Source organism: Flavobacterium gillisiae (assembly GCF_900107635.1).
GTDB lineage: Bacteria > Bacteroidota > Bacteroidia > Flavobacteriales > Flavobacteriaceae > Flavobacterium > Flavobacterium gillisiae.
Window position 1 is genome coordinate 725,728 of the sequence record NZ_FNRD01000001.1, and the last position, 25,013, is coordinate 750,740.

Here is a 25,013-nt window from a genome sequence, read left to right on the forward strand (position 1 = left end):
TTTAATGACCCTGTTTTTTATCGGCGATAATAGGATTTTGTCTATTTGGAGATGTTTTTATTCTTTTTTTTTTGATTAATGGGTAACTTTATTTAACAATAAAAAGCAATTCATTTTTTAATAACGACATTTTTTAATAAGGATTTTTTTTAGTTTAAAACTTTTCTTTTCGAATATTGGTTTTATCACAAATTGGAAATAATGTTTATTTTTTTTAACGCTGCCCCAAGCTTTTTTTTATCAATTCTCCTACTTTAATTTTAATTATTGAGCTTTTAGAAGTTCAAAAGAAGGGTTTTGTTAGTAGCAAAATATCCTTTAACTGACGGTCCACTTCATATTTTTTATGAAGGTGTTTTTTCTTAATAGTTTCTTCCCTGAGTCTATAAACTACCTATATAACATGTTTTATGAAGTAAAAATACTATTATTATGAAAAAGATTACAATTTTATCGAAGCTAAAAGTATGGCAAGAGTATTGTCAAACTTTTTCCTGCCGTTTAAAAGCAGGTTTTTCAGATTTTTTTGAAACGAGTAGATCTACGAAGAGACTCGTTTTTTATGTAACGCTGCTACTTTTAGGGATTGGTTTTATATCAAATTCCTATGGGCAGGATGTAGGTTCATCTGCTGTTAAAGCTAATTTTGGAATTGATGGGGATGCTTATTCAGGCTTGTTTAAGTTTCAAACTAATCCACCACCTAATCCAGCTATTTCGGGACCATATGATGATTGGTTTTTAGGTGCATCTGGTTTAGGGGTGATAGATCAGGCAATACCACCTTTTTCAAATCCGGCTTCAGACGCAATTCCGAATCCGATGACAAATACGTCTTTTCAGCGAAGACAATCCATATTTGCCCCTACGGCTCCATTTCCTTTTCCTGTAGTTCCTCTTGAAGGTTATAAAGATGACGATCCTTCAACTTGGTCAGGAAAATATCTATGGCTGGATGCGGTTTACGGACGCGATACTTACGTAAAGGGAGGTAGTGCCGAAACATCCTATTTTGCAGGCGGCGCAGATAAAAATTCAGATAATCCGAATAGCTGGACTATTGGGACTGCGGGAAGTGTTCCTCAAAAAACTGACATCATTGATGTATATGCACATCTAAGAGGGCAAGATATTAGAATACCTTTTTCAGATGTGCCAGACCACAAAGATCCTAGACCTTTTGGGACCCTATGGGCTTATGCGGGAGCTTCTTTAGTGGTTACCAACGGTAACAAGCATGTCGATTTTGAATTCTTCCGTACTGCATTATCTAAACCGGCAGACTTGTCTGTTCCTGGAGCGACCGGTCCTGATGGAGGTCGAACCGCATTTACTTTTGACCCACTAGACGGTTCTGTTGCGATTCCGGGAACCATCATTATTTCGGTAGATTACATCAATGGGGGAAATGTTCCTTCTATTAGGGTCAGAGTTTGGATGAGTCAAGCGACTTTTGATGGATATACTACAAAGGTGAATAGCCCTTTTAATGTTGATAAAAGTGTAGCTTTCGAAAAAGGTACCGGTTCAGGGGTTTATGGTTATGCTGCCATTAATCCTATAGGATCGGGTGTAAATATGTGGGGTAGGGTTAATGATGATTTTGCTACATTTGAAAACTCTCGTACACAAGCACCACCATGGCATACATGGGAAGGAACTACGCCAACAGATGTAGATATGTATACTCGATATCAGTTTGTTGAAATAGGAATTAATCTAACGGCTTTTGGATTGGATAAACGTGGGGAACAAAGTCCATGTAGCAATTTACTGGGTAGTTTATTGGTTAAAACGCGTAGTAGTGGTGGTGGACCAAATGAGAGCGCTTTTGGCAGTGAGTTGAAAGACTTTGCCGGGCCTTATTTGTTTGGATTTACTGGAGAACAACCAGAGATCGCTGCGAAACCCCTCGTTAAATGCGAAAATGGCGCAACAGGTAAGGCTACATTTGACCTGAACGAAGCTATTGACACAGAGAATAGTACAGCAGAAACGACAATAACATTCCATAACAACGAAATTGACGCAGAGGAAGGGGATAATCCAATTATTTCTCCAGAAAGTTACGACCTGGAAATTGCTAATAGTCCGAAAACAATTTGGGTACGTAGTCTTCGTCCTGGTAGCGAATGTGATAATGTTACTTCTTTTACGGTTACCGTGAATGCAAATCCAACGGTTACGGTAAATAGCCCAACGATTTGTGCAGATGCTATAAGTGCAACTATTACGGCGACACCAAGTCCAGCAGGAACATATACATATAAATGGACAGTTCCGGCAACAGCGACAGATCCAGGCAATGTAGCCAGTTTTGATGCCAGTGTAGCGGGAGAATATAGTGTGGTGATTACCGATGGAACCAGTACAAAATGTACAGGAACCGGAAAAGGCAAATTGACAATCAATGCGAATCCAACGGTTACGGTAAATAGCCCAACGATTTGTGCATCTGATAAAACTGGAAAAATCACAGCGACACCAAGTCCAGCAGGAACATATACATATAAATGGACAGTTCCGGCAACAGCGACAGATCCAGGCAATGTAGCCAGTTTTGATGCCAGTGTAGCAGGTAAATATACAGTAGTGATTACTGACGGAACCAGTACAAAATGTACAGGAACAGGATTTGGTAATTTGACTATCAATGCGAATCCAACGGTTACGGTAAATAGCCCAACGATTTGTGCATCTGATAAAACTGGAAAAATCACAGCGACACCAAGTCCAGCAGGAACATATACATATAAATGGACAGTTCCGGCAACAGCGACAGATCCAGGCAATGTAGCCAGTTTTGATGCCAGTGTAGCAGGTAAATATACAGTAGTGATTACTGACGGAACCAATACAAAATGTACAGGAACTGGAAATGGAACATTGACCATTAATGCAAATCCAACCTGTGAAATTACTGGAGAACAAACCATTTGTGCCGGAGATAGTTCTACATTTACTGCAGTTGCAGGAATGAAAAGCTACTCATGGACTGGACCTGGAGGTTTCACTTCAACTGATCGTGAAATCACGGTGACAGTTGCAGGTATTTACGAAGTTACAATCACCAATTCAAATGATTGTTCAAGTAAATGTTCAAGAGAACTTACCGTTGAATCTTGCGGAGGACCATTATGTACTTATACTCAAGGAGCTTATGGTAATTCTGGAGGTAAATATTGTGATGGAACAGACGCAGGAATTTCCACTACTAATCTAATTGCACAAGCATTAGCTAATGCCGGAAATTCAATTACTATTGGTAAACCTGGTCAGTCTGTTATCATGAGTTTAGGGGATGAAGGTTGTATCATTAAAGTAATGCCAGGGGGAGGTAAAGCTAGCGAACTTCCAGCAGTTAATATTGGTATTTGTTCATTGACCCCTCCGTATTTGAAAAATGGCAGAATTAATAACGTACTTCTTTCACAAACCATTGCTATGGCGTTGAATATCAATATAACCAGTCCTTCAGATTTAGGAGGTTTTATATTGCAAGCAGGTACTTTGGCAACAGCCAAACCAGCTGGAGGATGTGGATCTGATATTCCAAAAGTGAGAGTATGTGGTTATTATGAAGGCGATATTTGGGTGCCAACTGTAAATGAATATACTTACAGAACATTCAGCGCCGCTGTTATTAATGCTATTACAGCTGATGGAAACGGAAAGAAAACCGTTGCCGGATTGTTAGATTTAGCAAACCGAGCTTTAGCTAATGTTGACGGAACTAAAAACATGGAGGATGGTGTATCATTATCTGAAATTGCAGGTGCCGTTGGTTCCATAAATGAAGTGTTTGACGAATGTGCTATATTCATAGGTTGGGATGTTTCTAAATGTTCTCCTGAACCAGTAGATTCTAGCACGACTTCAAAAATTGAACTTGCTGGTTTTACAGCTAGTCCGGTTCCTTTCAGAGACGTTCTTAAAATCAAATATAATTTTGATTACGTGTCTAATGTGAAAATTGAAGTATTCAATCCACAAGGAAAAGTGGTACTTACAAAATTGGACACAAATAGTTACTTGAACAAAGAAATCTCGTTAACACTTAGCTCTAACATAGAGCAAGAACAGGTTTATATTGTGAAACTGACTACTGATAGAGGAAGCAGTACTAAAACAGTAATGTCTTCACAATAGTAGAATTAATGATCTAATCCTATAAAATATAGAGAAGGATTATATACCAAAATTAAACCCCGAAAGTTTTACTTTCGGGGTTTTTTTATGTTGTTTTTTTTACTGTTAAATTTCTGTATGTAAAAGCAATAATATAATCAGTAAATGTATTGATTATCAATTAGTTATGTGGTTTGTGAGCGGCGATTTTAGCGTACTAATTTTCTGAATTAAAAGTTTTTTATCCGGTATATTTGTATATTGTCGGACATTTAATTTAAATATAAAATGGCTTTTATTTTATTGATTATCTTTGAGTACTCAAATGAATTGACTGCCATATTATTAAGTAAAATGGTATAATGGTATAATGGTAAAAAAGAATGTAGTTATTGTTCCCCACAATAAAATATCCTTTTGATGAAGGTATCTTCAAAATATTTTGAAGGTGTTTAAATGTTACAGTACCTTTTACTGACCCAAAAGAAAATCTACTGTTACACTTCTTATTTAGTATTAATTTTAAACAATGGTTGTTTACAATCCTTTTGCTAGTTAAAATTCGTATTTCCCCACAAAAAGTGTTTTTTTAATGATTGAAAACCTGATAATTTATTTTTAGGTTGGACACTTATTGTGTGAAAGTTTTAGCTACCGAAATGTTCTTAATCTATTTTTTTCTGTCCCTTATTTTTTAAGATTATTGCTGCCCCTTAATGGTTTGTAAAAGTATTTATTTCAAGGAATAAATAGCTTTTTGATGGTGTGCTTCATAGTTGTTTTTGTGAAGATTGTTTTTTTCCAAGTCTTTAAATTTCCTATATAATATGACATAAAAATACTATTATTATGAAAAAGAATACAATTTCGAAAATTTTCGACGGTTTTTCTGGTAAAATAATAAGTTGCCATTTAATGAAAAACACTATTTCTAAATTAGATAATTTGACATCTAACGAGAGAAATTCTATTGATTACCTAACAAGATTGTGGGCCAATTGCTGGCGACAGTCACTTGCTATGCCTCTTATGGTGGTGGCAATTTTAATGATTGGTTATACGGTTGAGGCGCAAAATATTCTGGGTCGTGCTCCAGTTGCGTTTCCTAAGGGTGGGTTTGCTATTGATGGGAATGCATTTGTTAATTATCCTGGGCCACCCGCAACAGATAATACAGCATGGGGTGATTTTTTATTCGAACCAGGTTATGTAGAAACTGTTCCAAATATCTATAAAGCAAAAAGCCCGGGAGGGATATTTGTGCCTGTGCCACCTACATACCTTTATCCGGACGGAGTATTACCACCTGAATTCTATGTATACCCTGGTTTTACTACTTTTTTAAGAGATAATATTACAAGTCAAGATCCAACGAGTTTCTTAATGAGTAATAAAATTGATCATAATGTGTCCGATTTTAAGTGGGGCGTGGGTTCTTCACCAGACAAAAATGAAATTCAAAATGCAATTGCACATTTCAGTTTTGGAGACCCTAGTATTCAATTAGTAGTGAATGGTGTACCGCAAGTTAAAAGTAATGGTGATCCTATAGTAGGAAATGTAAATGATTTATGGATGATTTTTGCGGCAGACCGTCAAGTGACTAATGGAAGTAGTTATATCGATTTTGAGATTCTGCAAAAACGATTAAACATGAGAACAGACGGAATTGATAATAAAGGATTCGCTTATGGTGGATTTGACAGTGAGGCTGGTACTACTAGTGGTCGTACAAATGGAGATCTTTTAGTGACTGTCGAGTTTACTCAAGGTGGTGGAGCCGCAAATGTTGTAGTTAGAAAATGGAATGGAATAGAGTATATAGTATTTACTCCTACTCCGGGGACAATTTTTGCTACAAATAATGACGTACAAACAATAGTTCCTTATCCTATTTATAATCAAGCTCCTATCTCCACTACTCCTGTTCCTGTATGGGCATATGCGCCAAATCAATGGGCAGAAGGAGCTGTTAATGTGAGTAAATTTTTTCCAGAAAATCCTTGTTTTACTATTAGCACCTTGTTTGTAAGAACCAGAACTTCTGGTTCTTCCGGTCAATCAGAATTAAAGGATTTCCCAGGAGCTCCTTTTCAATTATTTTTGGATTTGACACCAACAGCTACTGCTGTGGCTACTAATGTTTCTTGTTTTGGAGGAGCAACGGGTGCTATAGATTTGACAATCAAAGGAGGAACAGCTCCATTTACTTATGCCTGGACAAAAGTTGGTGATCCCACATTTAGTGCTGCTACCGAAGACTTAACAGGTCTTGCAATAGGTACTTATAATGTGACTGTAACAAGTAATAGCGGTTGTACAACAACAGCAACAGCTACAATCACCCAGCCGGCAGCGGCCGTTACAACAAGTGGCACACATACGAATGTGCTTTGCTTTGGTGCCAGCACAGGAAGTGTTACTGTTAACTTCAGCGGCGGAACATCACCTTACACGGTGAGCTTCAATGGCGGAGCCTATACTACACAAGTTTCCGGTGTTGTTTACAGCGGTCTTGCAGCAGGTACTTATGCCTGGATAGTAAGAGATGCCAATGGTACAACCGGTGGTTGTACAGCAAGCGGATCAGAAACAATAACCCAGCCTGCAGCGGCCGTTACAACAAGTGGCACACATACGAATGTGCTTTGCTTTGGTGCCAGCACAGGAAGTGTTACTGTTAACTTCAGCGGCGGAACATCACCTTACACGGTGAGCTTCAATGGCGGAGCCTATACTACACAAGTTTCCGGTGTTGTTTACAGCGGTCTTGCAGCAGGTACTTATGCCTGGATAGTAAGAGATGCCAATGGTACAACCGGTGGTTGTACAGCAAGCGGATCAGAAACAATAACCCAACCAGATGCCTTGTCAGCCAGTGCTACTCCATCTGCTGAAAGCTGTATAGGGGCCGATGGATCTATTAGTTTAACGGTAAGTGGTGGTGCGGCTCCATATAAATATTTATGGAGTAATGGTGCAACATCTAAAGACGTGAGTGGGTTGTCCCCTGGTGCTTATACAGTAGTAATAACTGATGCTAACGGTTGTGTGAAAAATTCAGGAGCAACAGTAAATGCACCTGATAATTGTGCACACATCTTCCCTACCCAAACCACATGTTGTAATTATTTGAAAGGAGATACACAAGTATTCGTCTTGAAAAATGTTTGTGTTACACTAGGTACGAAAGGGAATAATCCTAATGTAATTTCTAATGCAATTCCTGGAGTTTTCTTTTATTATGGAGATTTTACAGCTACATCAGGTGATCAGACAACAATTATTGTTGATCAGACAAGTTTCAATGTTAATGGTAAATTTGATCCTCAAAATATCAGTAACGTCAGATTGTTTGTAGATGACTGTCAAACTGTAGCGCCAAGTTTGATTACAATTATTGCAAAAGGTCCAAATAAAGGCAATGTTACAATAGTATTTACCCCAATAGTAGGGAAAAAATATGTTGTCTCTGTGAAATATGATACTAAATCTATAATTGGCTCAACTTTTCAAACAGGAGCGTATGCCACATTCGGTATGAACATAAAAGTAGGTGTTAATCCTTATGGACCTCGTGTAAGTGTTGGTAAAATAAATCTTGTAAAAGACTGTTCAGATAACACTCCATCACCTGGAAGTTGTTCGTTTAGTGCTACAGTTGCACCAGTTGACACAACAACTGCTAAAACAACTGAAGTTGCAGGATTTACAGCTAGTCCGGTTCCTTTTGAAGATCAGTTGACTATTAAATATGATTTTGATTATGTTTCTAAAGTAAATATTGAAGTGTTTGATGCCCAAGGAGGTAAAATACATTCTCAATTGGATACTAATAGTTATTTAGGCAAAGAAGTGGTACTTAAACTCAATGTAAAAAGAGGACAAGAACAAGTTTATATTGTCAAACTGACTACTGATAGAGGAAGCAGCACTAAAAAAGTAATGTCTTCTAAATAATTAATTTAACCAATTTAAATTAAAAGCATCCGCCAAAAGCGGGTGCTTTTTTGGTATCGTCCCGTCGTGATATAGGTTGACCTTTTAGTGATTTAATTTTTGGAATTGCTATTCACCACCGAAACTTGACGCAGGTATCACTATAAATTTTTCCTTTGACTTCAGAGCAAAAAGTATTCCTCTGTGGAATCAATTCCATCAGCGTACTACTAATTCTAAAAAAAATATCGTGTCGCTCTTTGAGTTGGTCTTCCCTTGCACAGCCTAGCATGACCATGTATAATTTGAGTTTTTTATCCATAATTCAAAGTCACATAATTTTCACAAAATAAACTTTGGCACAGTTCGTGGATATACGCAATCAAAGAAACCAATAAAATAAAAAACATGAAAAAGATAATTACACTTTTAGCCATTACAGGGTTGTTGACTTTGCAAAGTTGCACAACATCAGGTAGTTTTGAAATTGCGCCTATTGCGACAACCGAAGTTTTTGAAGTAACGACTTCATTCAATTCCACAAATAATTTCAGTCGATTGGTAACCTTTAATCCTCCAATTTATTCTTCAGATGTGGTTCTGACGTATCGATTGTCTGGATCGAATTCACAAGGAGACGTGTGGGAATTATTACCAGAAACCTACTATTTTAATAATGGAGCATTGGATTTTGGTTTTAAATTTGATTATACTAATCGCGATGTAAGAATATATATGATTGGAAATGATTTACAATCTGTATCTACAAACTTCAGACTTAATCAGGTAATTCGAATTGTTATTGTGCCTGCGAGCTACGCCAAGTCAATAAACAAAAATAGTTACTCTGATGTGATTACAGCCTTAAACATAAAGGATAGCCAAATTCAGAAAATTGATCTTTAATAAAAAATAATAAAAAAGGGAACTGAGAGGTTTCCTTTTTATACATCAAAACGAAAGGGTAAATCGTATTTTTTTCTCTCGTTATAAAATTATTTTTTTATTTAAATACCTGATTACCTGAAAAATAATGATGTAAATTGTGACTTTGGTATAATTAATGCATAATAAATAGTAGTGAAATAACCATTTAAAAGAGATAAATATGAAAAAGATAAGTACAATTTTGGCAATTATTGGAATGATTGTCCTTTCAAGTTGTTCAGGGCCAGAAGGGCCTCCAGGATATGACGGACTTGATGGACAAGATGGTTTAGTGGGCGAAGTTTTCGAACTTAAAAATGTTAACTTCAGCTATAACGCAACAGATGGTTATACTATTTATAGAGCATTGAATCCAAAGATTTTTGCTTCTGATGTAGTACTGATTTACAGAATGAGGGGAACTATCGATGCTAACACTCCAATTTGGCAACTTATTCCCAGAACTCTTTTTCTACCGCAAGGTGAGCTAGATTATGATTTTGATTTTAGCAAGGAAGATTTTACGATCTATGCCGGAGGTAACTATGACTTAAGTACTACACCATCATACTTAAACAATCAAACCTTTCGCATTGTAATTGTTCCTGGTAGTTTTTCTACTTCAATTAATAAAAATAATTATGCAGATGTAATTACTGCTCTAAATATAAAAGAAAGCCAAATTCAGAATATTAATTTTTAATGTTTTGGGTATTGCACAAAAAAAGGAAATCCCCCGATTTCCTTTTTTTTATGCTTTAATTTTAAATGTTTGCCTACGGACCTAATAAATCATAGGTAAGCGAAGCGGTATTGTTTAGTTTTCTTCTGCTGGCTTCTGTTTACTCATTCGTAAGGAAACTACAATTCCCGCTAAAAGTGAAAAGGCAATAAAAACCAAGGAAGCCCACTCTGGAATTTCAATAAACTCATGGAGTAACATTTTAAGACCTACGAAACTTAATATAGCAATAAGGCTAAATTCTAAATAACTAAATTTTTCAAGCATATTAGCCAGAAAGAAATACATGGATCGCAATCCTAATATGGCAAATATGTTAGAGCTAAAAACTAAAAACGGATCGCTTGTAATCGCTAGAATTGCAGGAACACTGTCAATAGCAAATACCACATCCATAACTTCAATGACTACCAAAGCCACAAATAAAGGAGTAGCGGCGGTGATATGTCGTCTTTTTACAAAAAAATGTTCTTTATCGATATGATTTGAAATAGGAACTAACCTTTTTAGACCTTTATATACAAATGATTTTTTAGGCTCAAATTGTTCTTCTCCGTTTGAGAATAGCATTTTCATTGCCGTGAAAATAAGGAAGAAGCCAAAAAGATAAGTAGCCCAAAAGAATTTATGTATTAATAAAACACCAAAAAAGATCATTAATCCCCTAAAAACGATGGCGCCCAATATGCCCCAGAATAAAACTCTGTGTTGGTATTTTTGCGGAATCTTAAAAGACGAAAAGATGATGGCAATGACAAATATATTATCGACACTAAGCGATAATTCGATTAAATATCCAGTAATGAATTTTATCGATGCGGCAAGAGGTTTAAGTCCGTCCGGGTTAGCAATATACTCGTTAGCATATATCCAATAGATAACTCCTGAGAAGAGAAAAGAAAGTGTCACCCAGATTATGGTCCACTTAGTAGCTTCTTTTGTGCTGATAATGTGGGGTGTTTTATTGAAGACACCTAGATCTAATGCAAGAATGATAATAACGATAACAAAGAAAGAAATCCAGACAATCATAAATCGAGTTATTTATTGATTGACAAAGATACTTTTTGATTTCTAACTTCGAAAGTTATTCCTATAAAGTTGAATCTTAAGACAAAAGGAGTCTTGTAGTTTAATTGAAATGTCAATATGAAAATATACGAGCTAAATATTAATAGGTTGTCAAAAAACAAGGGTATTATTACGAAAACCATAATTTAATTGGGTTTACCCTAAAAAAATAGAGGTATAATTTTATAAAAGCATTATTTGAATTATATTTGCACCTCAATAATAGGGGTTTAATATTTTAAATATAATTTTTATGTCAACAATACGTTTCCAAGCTTTGAGAGAGGCTTCTACAAGAAAACCAGTTCAATTTGAAGAATCAGGAAGAAAATCTGCTATTTTCGGTTCAAATGTGTTTAATGATAAGGCAATGAAGCAGTATTTGACTTCAGATGCTTTTAAAGGAGTTCAAGGTGCGGTGCAGCATGGAACTAAAATAGACAGAAAGTTAGCGGACTATATTGCAATGGGTATGAAAGAATGGGCCTTAGCTAAAGGAGTAACTCATTATACGCACTGGTTTCAACCATTGACAGGAGCTACTGCTGAAAAACATGATGCTTTCTTTGAAACCTCATATGATGGTAGTGATCCAGTAGAAAAATTTGGAGGTGCACAATTGGTACAACAAGAACCAGATGCATCTAGTTTTCCTAATGGAGGAATTAGAAATACTTTTGAAGCAAGAGGATATACAGCTTGGGATCCTACATCTCCAGCATTCATTTTTGGAACTACATTATGTATTCCAACGGTTTTTATCTCTTATACAGGAGAAGCTTTAGATTATAAAACACCTTTGTTGCGCGCTTTGCAAGTTATGGATGAAGCAGCTACAGACGTTTGTAAATATTTTGATAAAAATGTAAAGAAAGTTACTGCAACCCTAGGATGGGAGCAAGAATATTTCTTGATAGACAGAGCTTTGGCTGAATCTCGTCCTGACTTGATGATGACAGGAAGAACTTTGTTAGGACATACATCTGCTAAAGGACAACAATTAGATGACCATTACTTTGGATCTATTCCTACTCGTGCTTTAACGTATATGAGAGATCTTGAGCAAGAATGTATGTTACTTGGAATACCAGTAAAAACACGTCATAATGAGGTTGCGCCAAATCAATTTGAGTTTGCACCAATTTTTGAAGAAACAAACCTAGCGGTAGACCACAACTGTTTATTAATGGATGTAATGCAAAAAGTGGCTGAACGTCATGATTTAAAAGTATTACTACATGAAAAACCATTCAAAGGTGTTAATGGTTCAGGAAAACATAATAACTGGTCATTAGCAACTGATACTGGAGTGAATTTATTGAGTCCAAGTAAGACACCAATGACAAACTTACAGTTTTTGACTTTCTTTATCAATACTATAAAAGCAGTACATGACCATGAGTCTTTGTTAAGAGGAGCCATTGCAACTGCGGGTAATGATCATAGATTAGGTGCAAATGAAGCGCCACCGGCAATTATTTCTGTATTTATTGGAGAACAATTGACTAAGGTGTTAGCTGAATTAGAAGGCGTAACTGCTGGTAAATTATCTCCTGAAGAAAAAACAGATTTAAAGTTAAATGTTGTAGGTAAAATTCCAGACGTTCTTTTAGACAATACGGATAGAAACAGAACTTCACCATTTGCTTTTACAGGAAATAAATTTGAGTTTAGAGCGGTAGGTTCTAATTCAAACTGTTCTAATTCAATGACGACATTAAATGCGATTGTTGCAAAACAATTGAAAGACTTCAAGAAAGAAGTTGATACTTTAATCGAGTCAAAAGACATGAAGAAAGACGATGCAATTTTCAATGTTTTGAGAGAATACATCAAACATTCTAAAAAAATCCTTTTTGAAGGAGACGGATATAGTGAAGCATGGGAAATAGAAGCTGGGAAAAGAGGATTGAGTAACTTCAAAACGACTCCTTTAGCATTAAAAGCAAGAGCGTCTAAACAAGCGTTAGATTTGTTCTCTGATTTAGGGATCATGAATCATGTTGAAGTTGAAGCGCGTTACGAAATTGAATTGGAAGAGTACACTAAGAAAATTCAAATTGAAGGTAGAGTATTAGGTGATATTGCTACAAACCACGTAATTCCAACGGCTATTCGTTACCAAAACACTTTGATAGAAAACGTAAAAGGATTGAAAGATATTTTTGGAGCTGATTTTGAAACAATTGCTAAAGAGCAAATCATTATTATTAAATCAATTTCTAAGCACATAGAAGGAATCAATTCTAAGGTTCTTGAAATGACTAATGAAAGAAAGAAAGCAAATGTATTGACTGATGGTCAAGAAATGGCTGAAGCTTACTGTGATAAAGTAAAACCTTATTTTGAGGTGATACGTGAGCATTGTGATAAATTAGAGCTTTTAGTTGATAATGAACTATGGACTTTAACTAAATACAGAGAATTGTTGTTTACGAAATAGTAAGCAAACAAACTTATTGATTAAAAATGCCTATCCAGTTTTGGATAGGCATTTTTTATTGTTCTGATTTTAATATTTGGAAGAATAATTTCTCACTTCATAATTGAAAATTTAAGCGCTATTTTTTGAATAGAGATTGTCTTATTTTAAAATGTATTAAGGTAATTATTGGATGGTTTTATGGCCAATAAAAAAGAAAAATAACTTTATGTTATCAAAATAGATGGTATTTTAAATTCTAATTCGTGAATTTTTCCTTAACCGCTGTTGTCACTACCGAGACCTAAATAATTAATTATTAATGTCTTACTATTTAATGAATCTAAGAATTTAGATTTTAAGTGGTAAATTCTTTAGACTTAGTTTTTTTTTCCGAGTTTTCATTCAATTTATTTTTTGTTCGCGATTAATTTGCGGGAAATTTCCGAGGTGGTCGTTCAAAATAGATGTTTTTCATCGAGAAATTGTTTCTCTTTGTCGAAAAAGTAGAAGATGTTAATACTTAAGGTTCAGATGGTTTGGATTTCACCTTATGTTTTTTCTACATTTGAATTAAGATAATTGATTAAGACATATCCGATATAAATACTTCTATTTTAAGGTTAATATATCATAAATTCTTACACTGCAGAGTAACTATAAATACCTTCGTTACTTCAAATACCACCTCCTTTTTTTATCTTAAATCCTGCCCTGGGTTATATGTTATAATTACCTACATCTGAATATGTATTAATAACCAATTAAATATATTTATTATGAAAAAAGTAATTTTAAGCATCTCCGCGATGCTATTCGGAACAGCAATGTGCTTAGCACAATCAACAGCGCCTCATGGAGCTTCAGCTTCAGCATATGTAGCGCATTACAGTTCAGTTATGTCAACAGGTAACGGTAATGACGCTACTATTTCACAAGTAGGTACCCAGCACCAGTCAAATGTCATTCAAGACGGAAAAAATGGTTTAGTTCTTGGGGATGGATGGAAAAACGAAGCTTGGGTTACTCAAACTGGTTTAAATCAAGTAGCAGTAATTGGATCTCATGGTGATAAAAACGATGCTAGAATAGTGCAAGAAAAGAGATTTAATATGGCTACAATTGATCAAGGAGTGGGGTATGCAGAAAAAAATAGTGCTACTGCTAGACAAGACGGAGTTAGAAATGAGTCTATGCAAACTCAACGTTATGATAAAAATACTGCCCTTGTTGTACAAGACGGGAAAAGAAATGAGGCTGTACAAGATCAAAGAACTATGACTAACATGGCGAAAGGAAGTAACGCTGTTATTCGTCAAAATGGTGAGAGAAATCGTGCTGAACAAACTCAAAAAGGAGAAAATAATGATGCGAGAACTGTCCAAACAGGGGAGTTTAACGACTCAGAAACGACTCAAACCGGTAATGGTAATGATGATATAACTACTCAGTCAGGTGATTGGAATGAAGCATGGACTATTCAAACTGGTGATAAAAATGAGGCTATTACTAGACAAAATGGTGACTTTAATATGTCTGATATTACTCAAACGGGTGATAAAAACTTCGCTAGAGTTAGACAATTTAATGATTATCAAATCAGTACTGTAACTCAAATGGGGAACAACAATGGTGCTAACGTTTATCAATTCTAATAACATATAAAAAAGAGGTAGTTTAAAAAGAATTACCTCTTTTTTTTTAATATAAAACATCATGAAAACTAAAATATATATTCTTTTTATTATGTTTTCATTTTCAGAGATTGCTTTCTGTCAAAATGATAATGAGGAAAAGGAGAGTAAAGCTTTTAATTCATTAACTGACTTTTCTAAAGATTTGCGATATCATTTAATAACCCAAATTGATTATGCAAATAAAAAGAGTAGTTCAGAAAGGAATTTTCAACAAAACAGTAGTTTAAATATCAATCAAATTGGGAATTATAATACAGTTGCAGTGAATATAAAAGCGCAATCAGTAGATCTTGATATTTTACAATATGGAGATGAAAATACATTTCAATTAGACAATCAAGTCGATAACTTCAAACAAAAGGTAGTTCAGGTAGGACAAAAAAATACTATTAGAGATGTTTCTCGTCATACTAATACCGGTATTGATGTAAATATGGAGTTTATTCAAAAAGGGAATAATCAAAATATTCACAACTATGGAACTAATTCTATGTCAAAAGATATGAAAGTTATTCAAAAAGGCGACGGTGCTTCAGTCTTTATTATTAATCATAAATAAGCGAATAATGAAAACCAGTAATCAATTTAAAGTGTTTTTTGTTTTTTTATTATTTACTGTAGGATGTTATTCGCAAACAACAAATACAAAAGTTAAGGCTAGAATAGTATATGAAGAAAATGATGGAATCATTAAAATTACTGGTACAGCCGAAAATTTAACGGACATACTACAAAGCATGTCTTATAGCTTGTCAGTGATAAAAAAAAACAGATCTAGTAATAATACATCTAATAATGTACAAGAAGGCTTTTTTAGCTTAGATCCTAATGAAAATAAAAATTTATCTACTACTCAAATTAACCTTGGTAATGAAGATGAAGTGATTGTTTTGCTGCTTTTTTATGATGAAAGCAAAAAACTTATAGGGAAGGACAGAGTCGTATTTGGTGATGAAAAAAAAAAGTAGAAACACTACCAGTTGATGGTTTTGAATTAAGAGGAATAGTTTCAGACGAGACGAAAACTAAAATGGGAAAGGACTTCTATGATTTATATTATTATTTATATAATGAGTATAAAATTAACTCCAATAAACTTGTGGTGATTAATGAAGAATTTAGCTTTTCAAGAAATACAAAAATATCGATTAACATAAATAATGAAGTTGTTAATGAGTTTTTATCTCGACCAGATGAAGAATATATAGAGGCAATGGCTCAGCAATCGATTTATCAAACCTATCTATATTTAAAGAATTTGGAAAAGGAAAGTAAATATTTTACACAGTATTAATTTAATATATGATTTATGAAACTTTTATTTTCTCTTGCTATACTTTTATTTTCACTATCAGTCTTTGCACAAGAATTAGTGTATAAACCACGAAATCCAGCTTTTGGAGGAGATACATTTAATTATCAATGGATGATTGGTTCTGCAGAGTCTCAAAATAAATTTAAAGATAAAGAACTACAAAGCGACGAGCTGACTGAATTACAACAATTCACAGAGGATTTGAACTCGCAATTATTGAGTTCAGTTTCAAGATCCTTATTTACACAGCAGTTTGGAACAGAGGGAATATCTGTTGGGAGTTATGTTTTTGGGAGTTTGTCTGTTGAGGTATATCCTTCTTCAGGAGGTTTAACAGTTGATATTCTAGATACAAAAACAGGTGAACAAACTCAAGTAATCATTCCAAATCGATAATTATACGCCAAAACAATTATGAACTTAAAATCCTACTTAATAATTTCGATAGTTTTTCTGTTTTTCAGTTGTGGAGCTTATTATAATCAGCCTACAGGTATTGAAAAAGCAATTATTGGTGAGAGTACACCCGCTACAACTCTTTTAAAAGAGTTGCCTAAACCTAAAGAACCCATTGTCGTTGGCCTTTATAAATTTAGGGATCAAACCGGCCAGTACAAAGCTTCTGAAACCGGAAGTAATTTTAGTACCGCTGTAACACAAGGTGCTACCTCAATATTAATTAAAGCACTTGAAGATTCAAAATGGTTTGTACCTATTGAAAGGGAAAATATAAGTAATTTACTTCAGGAAAGAAATTTAATACGCTCTACAAGACAAGAATATACAAAGGATGTAGATCCAAATGTACCTCAAATTACTCCTTTACTTTACGCTGGAGTTTTGCTTGAAGGAGGTATTGTCTCATATGATTCTAATATTATTACTGGTGGTTTTGGGGCTCGGTATTTTGGCACAGGAGGAGCGATAAAATACAGACAGGATAGGGTAACTATTTACCTTAGAATGGTATCTACTTCTAATGGAAAAATATTAAAGTCAATCTATATATCAAAAACCATATTGTCGCAAGCCATCGATCAAAGTCTTTTTAAGTATGTGAATTTTAAAAGACTCCTTGAAGTTGAAACAGGATACACTACTAATGAACCGGTACAAATGGCAGTGAAAGAAGCAATTGAAAAAGCAGTTGTAACTTTAGTTTTAGAAGGAATAAAAGATGGAATTTGGGAGGCTGATATTCCGCAACCAGAAATTGATACACTGTTAAAAAACTATGCTAAAGAAAACGAAGAGGCTGATGTTACCGCAATTTATGGAAGGAAACTGGAAGAAAGAAGATCAAAGTTTGCAATAGAATTCTCAGGAGGAGTGACACTAATTGATGGTGATTATCTCGATCCGCTATTGAGACCCATGGGACGTGGAGCACTGAAATATTTCATAAGTCCTGGTTTGAATATAAGCGCATCTACGAATGTTTTTAAATTGGCTAATAAAGGTCAATCAGAGAAAGGATACGCTTCCTTTGACCTTAATGCCGAAGTTATTTTACTACCAAAAGATAAGTTTAGTCCGTATTTCTTTGGCGGTGGGGGTTTTGGACTAAACGATGATTTTGATAATGTACATGCCAAAGTGCAATATGGATTGGGACTTGAGTATTTAGTTTCTGATAATATTGGTTTAAAAATTTATGGAGAGCATAATTTAAACTTTAGCGATAATATTGATTATATCATTAGAGGTTCAAGGGATGATTATTATTATCGCTTTGGATTTGGGGCAACGTACTATTTCTCTAAAAAAAAATGAAAAATAAAATAAGCGCACCTTAATTAATGTTTCAAATAAATGATTTTTTATTCTCAATAAACCCAAAATCGATAATAATGAAAGATATATATATAAGATTTAGTTTAGTTTTCTTGGTTTTAATGATGTCTTGTTCAGAAGATAAATTTGCAGGAGAAGAATTTGGTACCGTTGAGGGTAAAGTAGTGAGTGCTATAGATTTTAAGCCTTTAGTAAATGTAAAAGTGTTTTCAAGCCCAAATACAAGTATTGTATTTACAGATGAAGAGGGGAAGTTTGTAGTTGATAATGTAAAAGTGGGAGATTATTCTTTTGAAGCTCAAAAAGATGGATATATTGCTAAATTTGAGGCTGCTACAGTAAATGCTAATAAAACGACTAATTTAGTTTTTGAACTTAAATTATCAACGACTAACAATAAGGCTCCAACGGCGCCTGTCTTAGTGTCACCCACTGAGAATGCGATTAATCAAGCTCTAGAAGTAAACCTAACCTGGACAGCTACTGATCCTGAAAAAGATAGTCTTAAATATGAAGTTATTTTAAGAAAAGACAGTAGTAATGACGTCGTAATTTATTCAGACATCTCTAAATTAAATTACACTTTAAAAGGATTGACCTATAGTACAAAGTATTATTGGCAGGTTTCAGTTTCAGACGGTATTAATTCTCCAGTTTTAAGCGCTATTCGAACTTTTACCACAACAGCTTTTCCAAATGCAAGATTTCTATTTGTTAAGAAGGAAAGTGATAATTATGTGATTTATTCGGGAGACGAAAATGGAAATCAATTGCAATTAACTAACTCTAGTATTAATAGCTGGCGACCAAGAAAAAATAACCAAGTTAAAAAGATAGCCTTTATTAGATCGAGTGGTGCGCAAAATCATATTTACACCATGAACCCAGATGGTTCAGGTATTTTAAAAGTGACTAATTCAGTTCCTATAGCTGGATTTAATTCTGATTTTATTACCTACTCATGGAATGCATCTGGAAGTCAGATTATCTACCCTTATTTTGACAAATTATATCGAATTAACAATGATGGAAGCGGATTAACGATGATTTATCAAACGCCAAATGGAAAGTTTATATCAGAATGTGATTGGAGTAATGATGGAGCAAAAATTGCATTAAAAGTAAATAATGCTAGCGGTTATAATGCTGAAATATATGTTATCAATACTGCCGGAACAGTCATTAATCAAGTTGTATCTGGTACAACTGGTGCTATTGGAGGTTTGAATTTTGCTGTAAATGGGGAGAAATTGGTTTTCACAAGAGATGTATCAGGTTTTGAAGCAGCTAATTATAGACAATTAGATACTAAGGTTTTTCAACATATTTTAAGTACTAACTTCACTTCTGAAATTGGGTTAGATAAACCTCAAGGAACCGTAGATTTAGATGTAAGGTATTCACCTAATGAGGCAGAATTAATTTTAATGAATACTTCAAATGATGGTATATCTGTCAAAAATATAGTGAAATACACTCCGTCGATAACTAATCTGAGCGTAATAAGAACGATTCTTTTTAAAGACGCAAGTATGCCAGATTGGGAATAAATTAATCTTTACTGGATTTTAAAAAAAAAAGCCTGTAGCAGTAGCCTGCCCCCAAAAGTTAGACACTATTTGGGGGCATTTTTATGGAAAGAAAAGTTAGGTGTGATTATGTATTTATGTTCGAATGTGTACATCTAGTTTTTGCGAAGAATTTATAAATTTTATTGGATTTATGATACAATTTCGTTTTCTTGTACGTTATTTGAAAAATAACGATTAAATTTTTTTACATGAAAATCAAGTGCTTTTTAATTTTATTGTTTTTTGATATAGTGGCTTTATCTGCCCAAGATAAACTAGAATTGTTTTTTGATTTTAATAAAGAGATTATTAATGAAAAATCAAATGAGGGGTTCGGAAATTGGTTGAAAAATTCAAAAGACAAAGAAGTCACAAAAATTTATGGGTTTTGCGATAGCGTTGGTACGAATGTGTACAATAAGGACTTGTCTATAAGAAGAGTTAATAATGTGCTTTCTCTTTTGAATTCTAATCAAATTCAGATTAATGAAAAAGTAGAATTAAATAATTTTGGGGAAGATTTTTTACAGTCCAAAATACAAAGTGATAACCGGAAAGTTGAAGTCTTTTTTAAAACGGTTTTGCCGATTGCGATAGAAAAGGAATATTCAAAAAAGACTGCTATTGAAAAAGAGGTAGGTGACTCAAAAATAGGCGACCTGTTTAAATTAGAGAATATAAATTTTTTCAACTCCAGTGATCAATTACTACCTGAATCGAGGCCTGCTTTATTGGAACTAGTTGCGGTTTTAATAAAAAATAAAAGTTTGACGATTGAAATACAAGGTCATATTTGCTGTCAAACTAAGGAAGATAAATATGATGTTTCTGCTGCACGCGCCAAAAAAATTTATGATATTTTAGTCAAGAGCGGAATAGAAAAAGAACGGCTTTCACACATAGGTTTTGGAAGTACTAGACCAATTTATTTACTACCGGAGCAAAATGAAGAAGAAAGAATTGCCAATAGAAGAGTGGAGATTATGATTGTCAAAAAATAGTAAAATAAATCCTAAACCCTAATTCTGTAATCCTAAATCAAATTAGTATCTTTGTCACACACAACAAAAATCACTACATGAGTTCAGATACTTCAAAAAGATACGCACTACGCGGTGTTTCGGCATCCAAAGAAGACGTGCATAACGCCATAAAAAACATTGACAAGGGATTGTTTCCACAAGCATTTTGTAAAATTGTTCCGGATTACCTTACTCAAGACGAGGAATATTGTTTGATTATGCATGCAGATGGAGCAGGAACTAAATCCTCTTTGGCATATATGTACTGGAAAGAAACAGGTGATATATCAGTATGGAAAGGGATTGCCCAAGATGCTTTAATCATGAATATTGATGATTTATTGTGTGTGGGAGCAACTGACAATATTTTGCTGTCTTCTACTATTGGTAGAAATAAAAACTTGATTACGGCTGATGTAATTTCTGCTATTATCAATGGAACAGAAGAATTAATTAAAGAGTTGGATTCTTTTGGGGTAACCATACATTCTACAGGTGGAGAAACTGCCGATGTGGGTGATATTGTTCGTACTATTATCGTAGATTCTACTGTTACAGCTCGTATGAAACGTTCTAAAGTCATTGATAATGCTAATATCAAAGCAGGGGATGTGATTATAGGTTTGGCTTCTTTTGGTCAGGCTACTTACGAAAAAAGCTATAATGGCGGAATGGGAAGTAATGGATTGACTTCTGCTCGTCATGATGTATTTGGAAAATATTTGGCTAGCAAATACCCAGAAAGTTTTGATGCGGCAGTACCCGAAGACTTAATTTATTCTGGACAAGTAAAATTGACTGATGCCGTGGAGAATTCTCCTATCGATGCAGGACAGTTAGTACTTTCACCAACGAGAACTTATGCACCTATTATCAAGAAAATTTTAGATAAATACGACGCTGCTGCCATTCATGGTATGGTACATTGCAGTGGAGGAGCACAGACAAAAATTCTGCATTTCGTAGAAAATCTTCACATCATTAAAGATAATTTATTCCCGGTTCCTCCTTTATTTAAGTTGATACAAGAACAGTCTAAAACAGATTGGAAAGAGATGTATCAAGTTTTTAACTGTGGCCATCGTATGGAAATATATGTTCCTGAGGCAGTTGCCCAGGATATTATCGCTATTTCAAAATCATTCAATGTCGATGCACAAATCGTAGGAAGGGTAGAAGCAGCCGATACTAAAAAATTGACAATCACCAGCGAATACGGAACTTTCGAATATTAATATAATTAGGAGCTATTCCTGCTGTCCGTTGTATCTTTTATTGTCTCGTTAAAAAACTCGACAATAAAAGGATGCCACTTCCATCAGGGCTAAAAACACAATGATATGTACGAATTAATTTTTTGGAAATATTTAGAAGAGGTTTACTTAAATCATCAAGAAGTGTATGAAGCATTTGATGACGAAACTGCAATTGAAGGCCTAGAAGAACTTCCTGTTCAAGTAATTTTGAATAGAATAGCCTCTGTATTTTCAAAATGGGAAAAAGTAGATGAGAATAGTTGGAAAAACAATAACGGGCCAGGAGCTTTTCAAGTACTAACAACACCACAAAGTATACAGATTGATTGCTATGGTACCGAAGGGAAAACAATGGATCAGTTAGTGAATATTATGGAAGAATATAAATGTCCATTGTATGACCCACAAGTTCCTATGCGCTACGATGAAATGTATGCGCCGGAGTAGTACTATTTTATAAATAAATAGAACTCAAAATACACAATTGAAGTAAAAACTACCAAAATACTGATTTCTGATAATTAGCAAATGAATTTGGATTCTTTCCCTGACTTAATTCTTGAAAATGAAGCGGTTTTACTTCGTCCACTTCTGGAAAGTGATTTTGATAATTTATTAGACTTTTCAATTAACGAGCCAGATACTTGGTACTATTCTTTAGTACGTGCAAACGGAAAAGAGAATTTAGAAAAGTACATTCAAATAGCATTAGCTGCCAAAGAAAGAAAAGCAGAGTTTCCGTTTATCGTTTTCGATAAGAAATCTGGAAAATATGCTGGCAGTACTCGTTTTTATGATATTAATTTTGCTCATAAAACGCTGCAACTCGGCTACACTTGGTATGGTGAAGCTTTTCGAGGGACAGGATTAAACAAACACTGTAAACTTTTATTATTACAATTTGCGTTTGAAACGCTTGAGGTAGAACGTGTTGAGTTTAGAGCTGATAATGATAATAAAAGAAGTATTGCCGCGATGAAAAGTATCGGTTGTAAGGAAGAAGGCGTATTACGAAATCATATGCCGACATATAATAGCGATGTGAGACGTGATACCATTATTTTAAGTATTCTTAGAGCCGAGTGGTTTGAGAATGTTAAGCAACGTCTTGTTGATTCTATAAAGGAATTGAACTAATCTCCAAGCTTAGATTCTTTTTCTTTGCCGTCTTCTTCTTTAGTATCGTCCTCTTCTATTTCTTCTGTTTTTCTAAAGCCTATTAGTTGTCTGTATTTTGTTTCTGTTTTTTTTAATTCTTCTTCTAAGTGTTTGTATTTACTGATGTCTTTTATAGTAACGACGGCAGCAATCACGTTATTATCCTGATCGATTAATGGCCTCCCACTAATAAGAACTCGTTTTTTTTCACGTTTAGCAGAGTCCCAAAGCACAATATCAATATCATTAGTAACTTCTCCGTTTAATGCGCGTTCCATAGGCAAATTTTGAGAAGGGAAAATCGTCTTTTCATCAGGGAAATACAGCTCAAAATGATCTGAGATATTGGGAGATATAAGGTCATCTTCTTCAATTCCAAACATTTCATTAGCATTGTAATTTGCCATGATTACTTTTTTATCTGCATTCGCAACGATGATCCCTTCGCTTATATTCTCTAGAATTAGTCGTAATTTTTGTTCGTTTTCGTAGAGTTCGTCAATTGCCTGTTGTTGCTCCTTTTCTAATTGTACAAGTGTGGTAATATCTCTTGCAACGGCATACATTAATCCGGTTTTTGAATCAGCGATGGCAGACCAAACAAGCCATTTAATGGAGCCGTCTTTACAAATCCACCTGTTTTTAAACTCAAGTATTAGTGAGGAGCCATTTTTAATCTTCTCAATTTCCTTTTGGGTACTTTCTTTATCATCTGGATGAACAAAATGGAGAAAGGGATGTTTTAATAATTCGACTTCTGAGTATCCTAATGTTTTAACCATTGTAGGATTTATTTTTTCAAATTTTTCCTTAGAAGCGATCGCCATTATGTCTAATGAGATATTGAAAAAATTGTCAGCTGCATTTAGTGACTTTTCATTTTCAACGGATTGAGTTACATCAGTGGCAACGGCATATAATAAACCTGTTTTTATATCGGGGAAGGTAGACCACTGAATCCATTTTATAGATCCGTCTTTACCAATATATCTATTTTTAAACTGTGTCGTAGTAGCTCCAGTTTCCAGTTTTACAACTTCTCCTTGCGTATTAGTTTTGTCTTCATCATAGACAAAGTTAAGAAAGGGTTGACTTAATAATTCTTCTTCAGAGTATCCTAATATTTTGACCGTGGCCGGATTTACTTTAATGAAGTGTGTTGATGACGCAATAATCATCATTTCTGCCGACATGGTGAAGAATTTATCAGATGCAACTAAGGATTCTTCCATTTCCTTTCTTTCAGTAATATCGGTAGATATCCCGCCGATGGCATAGATTCTTCCAGTTGAATCATACAATGGAAATTTTACAGCGAGGTACGTATGTTTGCCCTCTTTTTGCTGGATGGTTTCTTCTGTCTTTAACTCACGTAATTTTTTTACAACCTCGATGTCTGAGTTTCTGTAGACATCAGCAACACTTTCTGGTAAAAAGTCAAAATCTGTTTTCCCTATGATTTCATCATTCGATATTTTAAATAAATCCCCAAATTGTTTGTTGATCAATATATATTCCCCGTTGATTTTTTTTATAAAAATGGGATTGGACGTATTGTCAATAATAGACTGAAGCAATTGTTTGTTGTCGAATAGTAATTTTTGAGATATTTTTTTAGCTTTTAATTGGGAATGAATAATAAAATAGACAACAATTAGTAAAATTATGGATAGTCCAAATAAAGCAACCTCTAGCCAATCTAATTTAGAATCCATTGTTTTGTCTCTTTGCTTGTCAAGACGCGAAATGAAAATCCATCCCGAAGCAACGACAACCAGTACATTTATGACAAATCCTATAAATACTTTTTTTTCAAATGATATTTTCATGGACTAACATTTTAATTTGATTTGGAAAAAGTGCGACAAGGAGTAAGGCACTTGCTTATCAATATGAAAGTTAGTGAATTATATCCAATTTAGTATTGTGAAATTATATTTTTTAGAGTGAAATAACATACAAAAAAAGCAG

The 25,013-nt window shown here is 34.4% G+C and carries 18 protein-coding genes; 16 read left to right on the forward strand and 2 right to left on the reverse strand.

All coding sequences use genetic code 11. The annotated features are described in order from the left end of the window. Nucleotides 1–432 precede the first annotated feature (432 nt). From BLV35_RS03265 to BLV35_RS03285, 4 genes are all read left to right on the forward strand, one after another. The gene (locus BLV35_RS03265) at nucleotides 433–4,149 is read left to right on the forward strand and encodes a T9SS type A sorting domain-containing protein (RefSeq protein WP_091084633.1); all 3,717 of its coding nucleotides are present in this window, start codon (nucleotides 433–435) and stop codon (nucleotides 4,147–4,149) included. Between the two features lie 828 nt (nucleotides 4,150–4,977). Then, nucleotides 4,978–8,088, forward strand: a complete 3,111-nt coding sequence (locus BLV35_RS03270; RefSeq protein WP_091084635.1) for a T9SS type A sorting domain-containing protein — start codon at nucleotides 4,978–4,980, stop codon at nucleotides 8,086–8,088. Nucleotides 8,089–8,475: 387 nt separating this feature from the next. Further along, on the forward strand, nucleotides 8,476–8,973 hold the full coding sequence (locus BLV35_RS03280) for a hypothetical protein (RefSeq protein WP_091084641.1): 498 nt from the start codon (nucleotides 8,476–8,478) through the stop codon (nucleotides 8,971–8,973). Between the two features lie 202 nt (nucleotides 8,974–9,175). Continuing rightward, complete coding sequence (locus tag BLV35_RS03285; protein ID WP_091084645.1) at nucleotides 9,176–9,697, forward strand: hypothetical protein; 522 nt, start codon at nucleotides 9,176–9,178, stop codon at nucleotides 9,695–9,697. Between the two features lie 114 nt (nucleotides 9,698–9,811). On the opposite strand, the gene BLV35_RS03290 is transcribed toward BLV35_RS03285, so the two are convergent. After that, complete coding sequence (locus tag BLV35_RS03290; protein WP_091084648.1) at nucleotides 9,812–10,768, reverse strand: TerC/Alx family metal homeostasis membrane protein; 957 nt, start codon at nucleotides 10,766–10,768, stop codon at nucleotides 9,812–9,814. A gap of 292 nt (nucleotides 10,769–11,060) precedes the next feature. On the opposite strand from BLV35_RS03290, the gene BLV35_RS03295 reads away from it, so the two are divergent. The 12 genes from BLV35_RS03295 (at nucleotide 11,061) to BLV35_RS03350 (ending at nucleotide 23,021) form a co-directional block, all read left to right on the forward strand. Continuing rightward, a complete protein-coding gene (locus BLV35_RS03295) occupies nucleotides 11,061–13,250 on the forward strand; it encodes a glutamine synthetase III family protein (protein ID WP_091084652.1) in 2,190 nt (729 codons plus the stop codon). Nucleotides 13,251–14,008: 758 nt separating this feature from the next. Beyond that, nucleotides 14,009–14,884: a hypothetical protein gene (locus tag BLV35_RS03300; RefSeq protein WP_091084654.1), complete on the forward strand. Its 876-nt coding sequence runs from the start codon at nucleotides 14,009–14,011 to the stop codon at nucleotides 14,882–14,884. Between the two features lie 61 nt (nucleotides 14,885–14,945). After that, nucleotides 14,946–15,485, forward strand: coding sequence for a hypothetical protein (locus tag BLV35_RS03305; RefSeq protein WP_091084658.1), 540 nt, complete (start codon nucleotides 14,946–14,948; stop codon nucleotides 15,483–15,485). 7 nt (nucleotides 15,486–15,492) lie between these two features. Next, nucleotides 15,493–15,894 (forward strand): curli-like amyloid fiber formation chaperone CsgH, encoded by a 402-nt coding sequence (gene csgH / locus BLV35_RS03310; protein ID WP_091084661.1) that lies wholly within the window; start codon nucleotides 15,493–15,495, stop codon nucleotides 15,892–15,894. Between the two features lie 35 nt (nucleotides 15,895–15,929). Continuing rightward, the gene (locus BLV35_RS03315; protein WP_262488511.1) at nucleotides 15,930–16,220 is read left to right on the forward strand and encodes a curli production assembly/transport protein CsgE; all 291 of its coding nucleotides are present in this window, start codon (nucleotides 15,930–15,932) and stop codon (nucleotides 16,218–16,220) included. A gap of 15 nt (nucleotides 16,221–16,235) precedes the next feature. Next, the gene (locus BLV35_RS03320) at nucleotides 16,236–16,637 is read left to right on the forward strand and encodes a curli production assembly/transport component CsgF (RefSeq protein ID WP_091084670.1); all 402 of its coding nucleotides are present in this window, start codon (nucleotides 16,236–16,238) and stop codon (nucleotides 16,635–16,637) included. An 18-nt stretch (nucleotides 16,638–16,655) separates the two neighbouring features. After that, nucleotides 16,656–18,014, forward strand: a complete 1,359-nt coding sequence (locus BLV35_RS03325) for a CsgG/HfaB family protein (protein WP_091084673.1) — start codon at nucleotides 16,656–16,658, stop codon at nucleotides 18,012–18,014. 77 nt (nucleotides 18,015–18,091) lie between these two features. After that, nucleotides 18,092–19,585 (forward strand): carboxypeptidase regulatory-like domain-containing protein, encoded by a 1,494-nt coding sequence (locus BLV35_RS03330; RefSeq protein WP_091084676.1) that lies wholly within the window; start codon nucleotides 18,092–18,094, stop codon nucleotides 19,583–19,585. 302 nt (nucleotides 19,586–19,887) lie between these two features. After that, on the forward strand, nucleotides 19,888–20,607 hold the full coding sequence (locus tag BLV35_RS03335) for an OmpA family protein (RefSeq protein WP_176980557.1): 720 nt from the start codon (nucleotides 19,888–19,890) through the stop codon (nucleotides 20,605–20,607). A gap of 77 nt (nucleotides 20,608–20,684) precedes the next feature. Then, nucleotides 20,685–21,863, forward strand: coding sequence for an AIR synthase related protein (locus BLV35_RS03340; protein ID WP_091084681.1), 1,179 nt, complete (start codon nucleotides 20,685–20,687; stop codon nucleotides 21,861–21,863). Nucleotides 21,864–21,968: 105 nt separating this feature from the next. After that, nucleotides 21,969–22,331: a hypothetical protein gene (locus tag BLV35_RS03345; RefSeq protein WP_091084683.1), complete on the forward strand. Its 363-nt coding sequence runs from the start codon at nucleotides 21,969–21,971 to the stop codon at nucleotides 22,329–22,331. Nucleotides 22,332–22,412: 81 nt separating this feature from the next. Next, complete coding sequence (locus tag BLV35_RS03350) at nucleotides 22,413–23,021, forward strand: GNAT family N-acetyltransferase (protein WP_091084686.1); 609 nt, start codon at nucleotides 22,413–22,415, stop codon at nucleotides 23,019–23,021. On the opposite strand, the gene BLV35_RS03355 is transcribed toward BLV35_RS03350, so the two are convergent. Then, the gene (locus tag BLV35_RS03355) at nucleotides 23,018–24,871 is read right to left on the reverse strand and encodes a PAS domain S-box protein (RefSeq protein ID WP_091084689.1); all 1,854 of its coding nucleotides are present in this window, start codon (nucleotides 24,869–24,871) and stop codon (nucleotides 23,018–23,020) included. The two genes, BLV35_RS03350 and BLV35_RS03355, sit on opposite strands and share 4 nt — an antisense overlap. Nucleotides 24,872–25,013 lie beyond the last annotated feature (142 nt).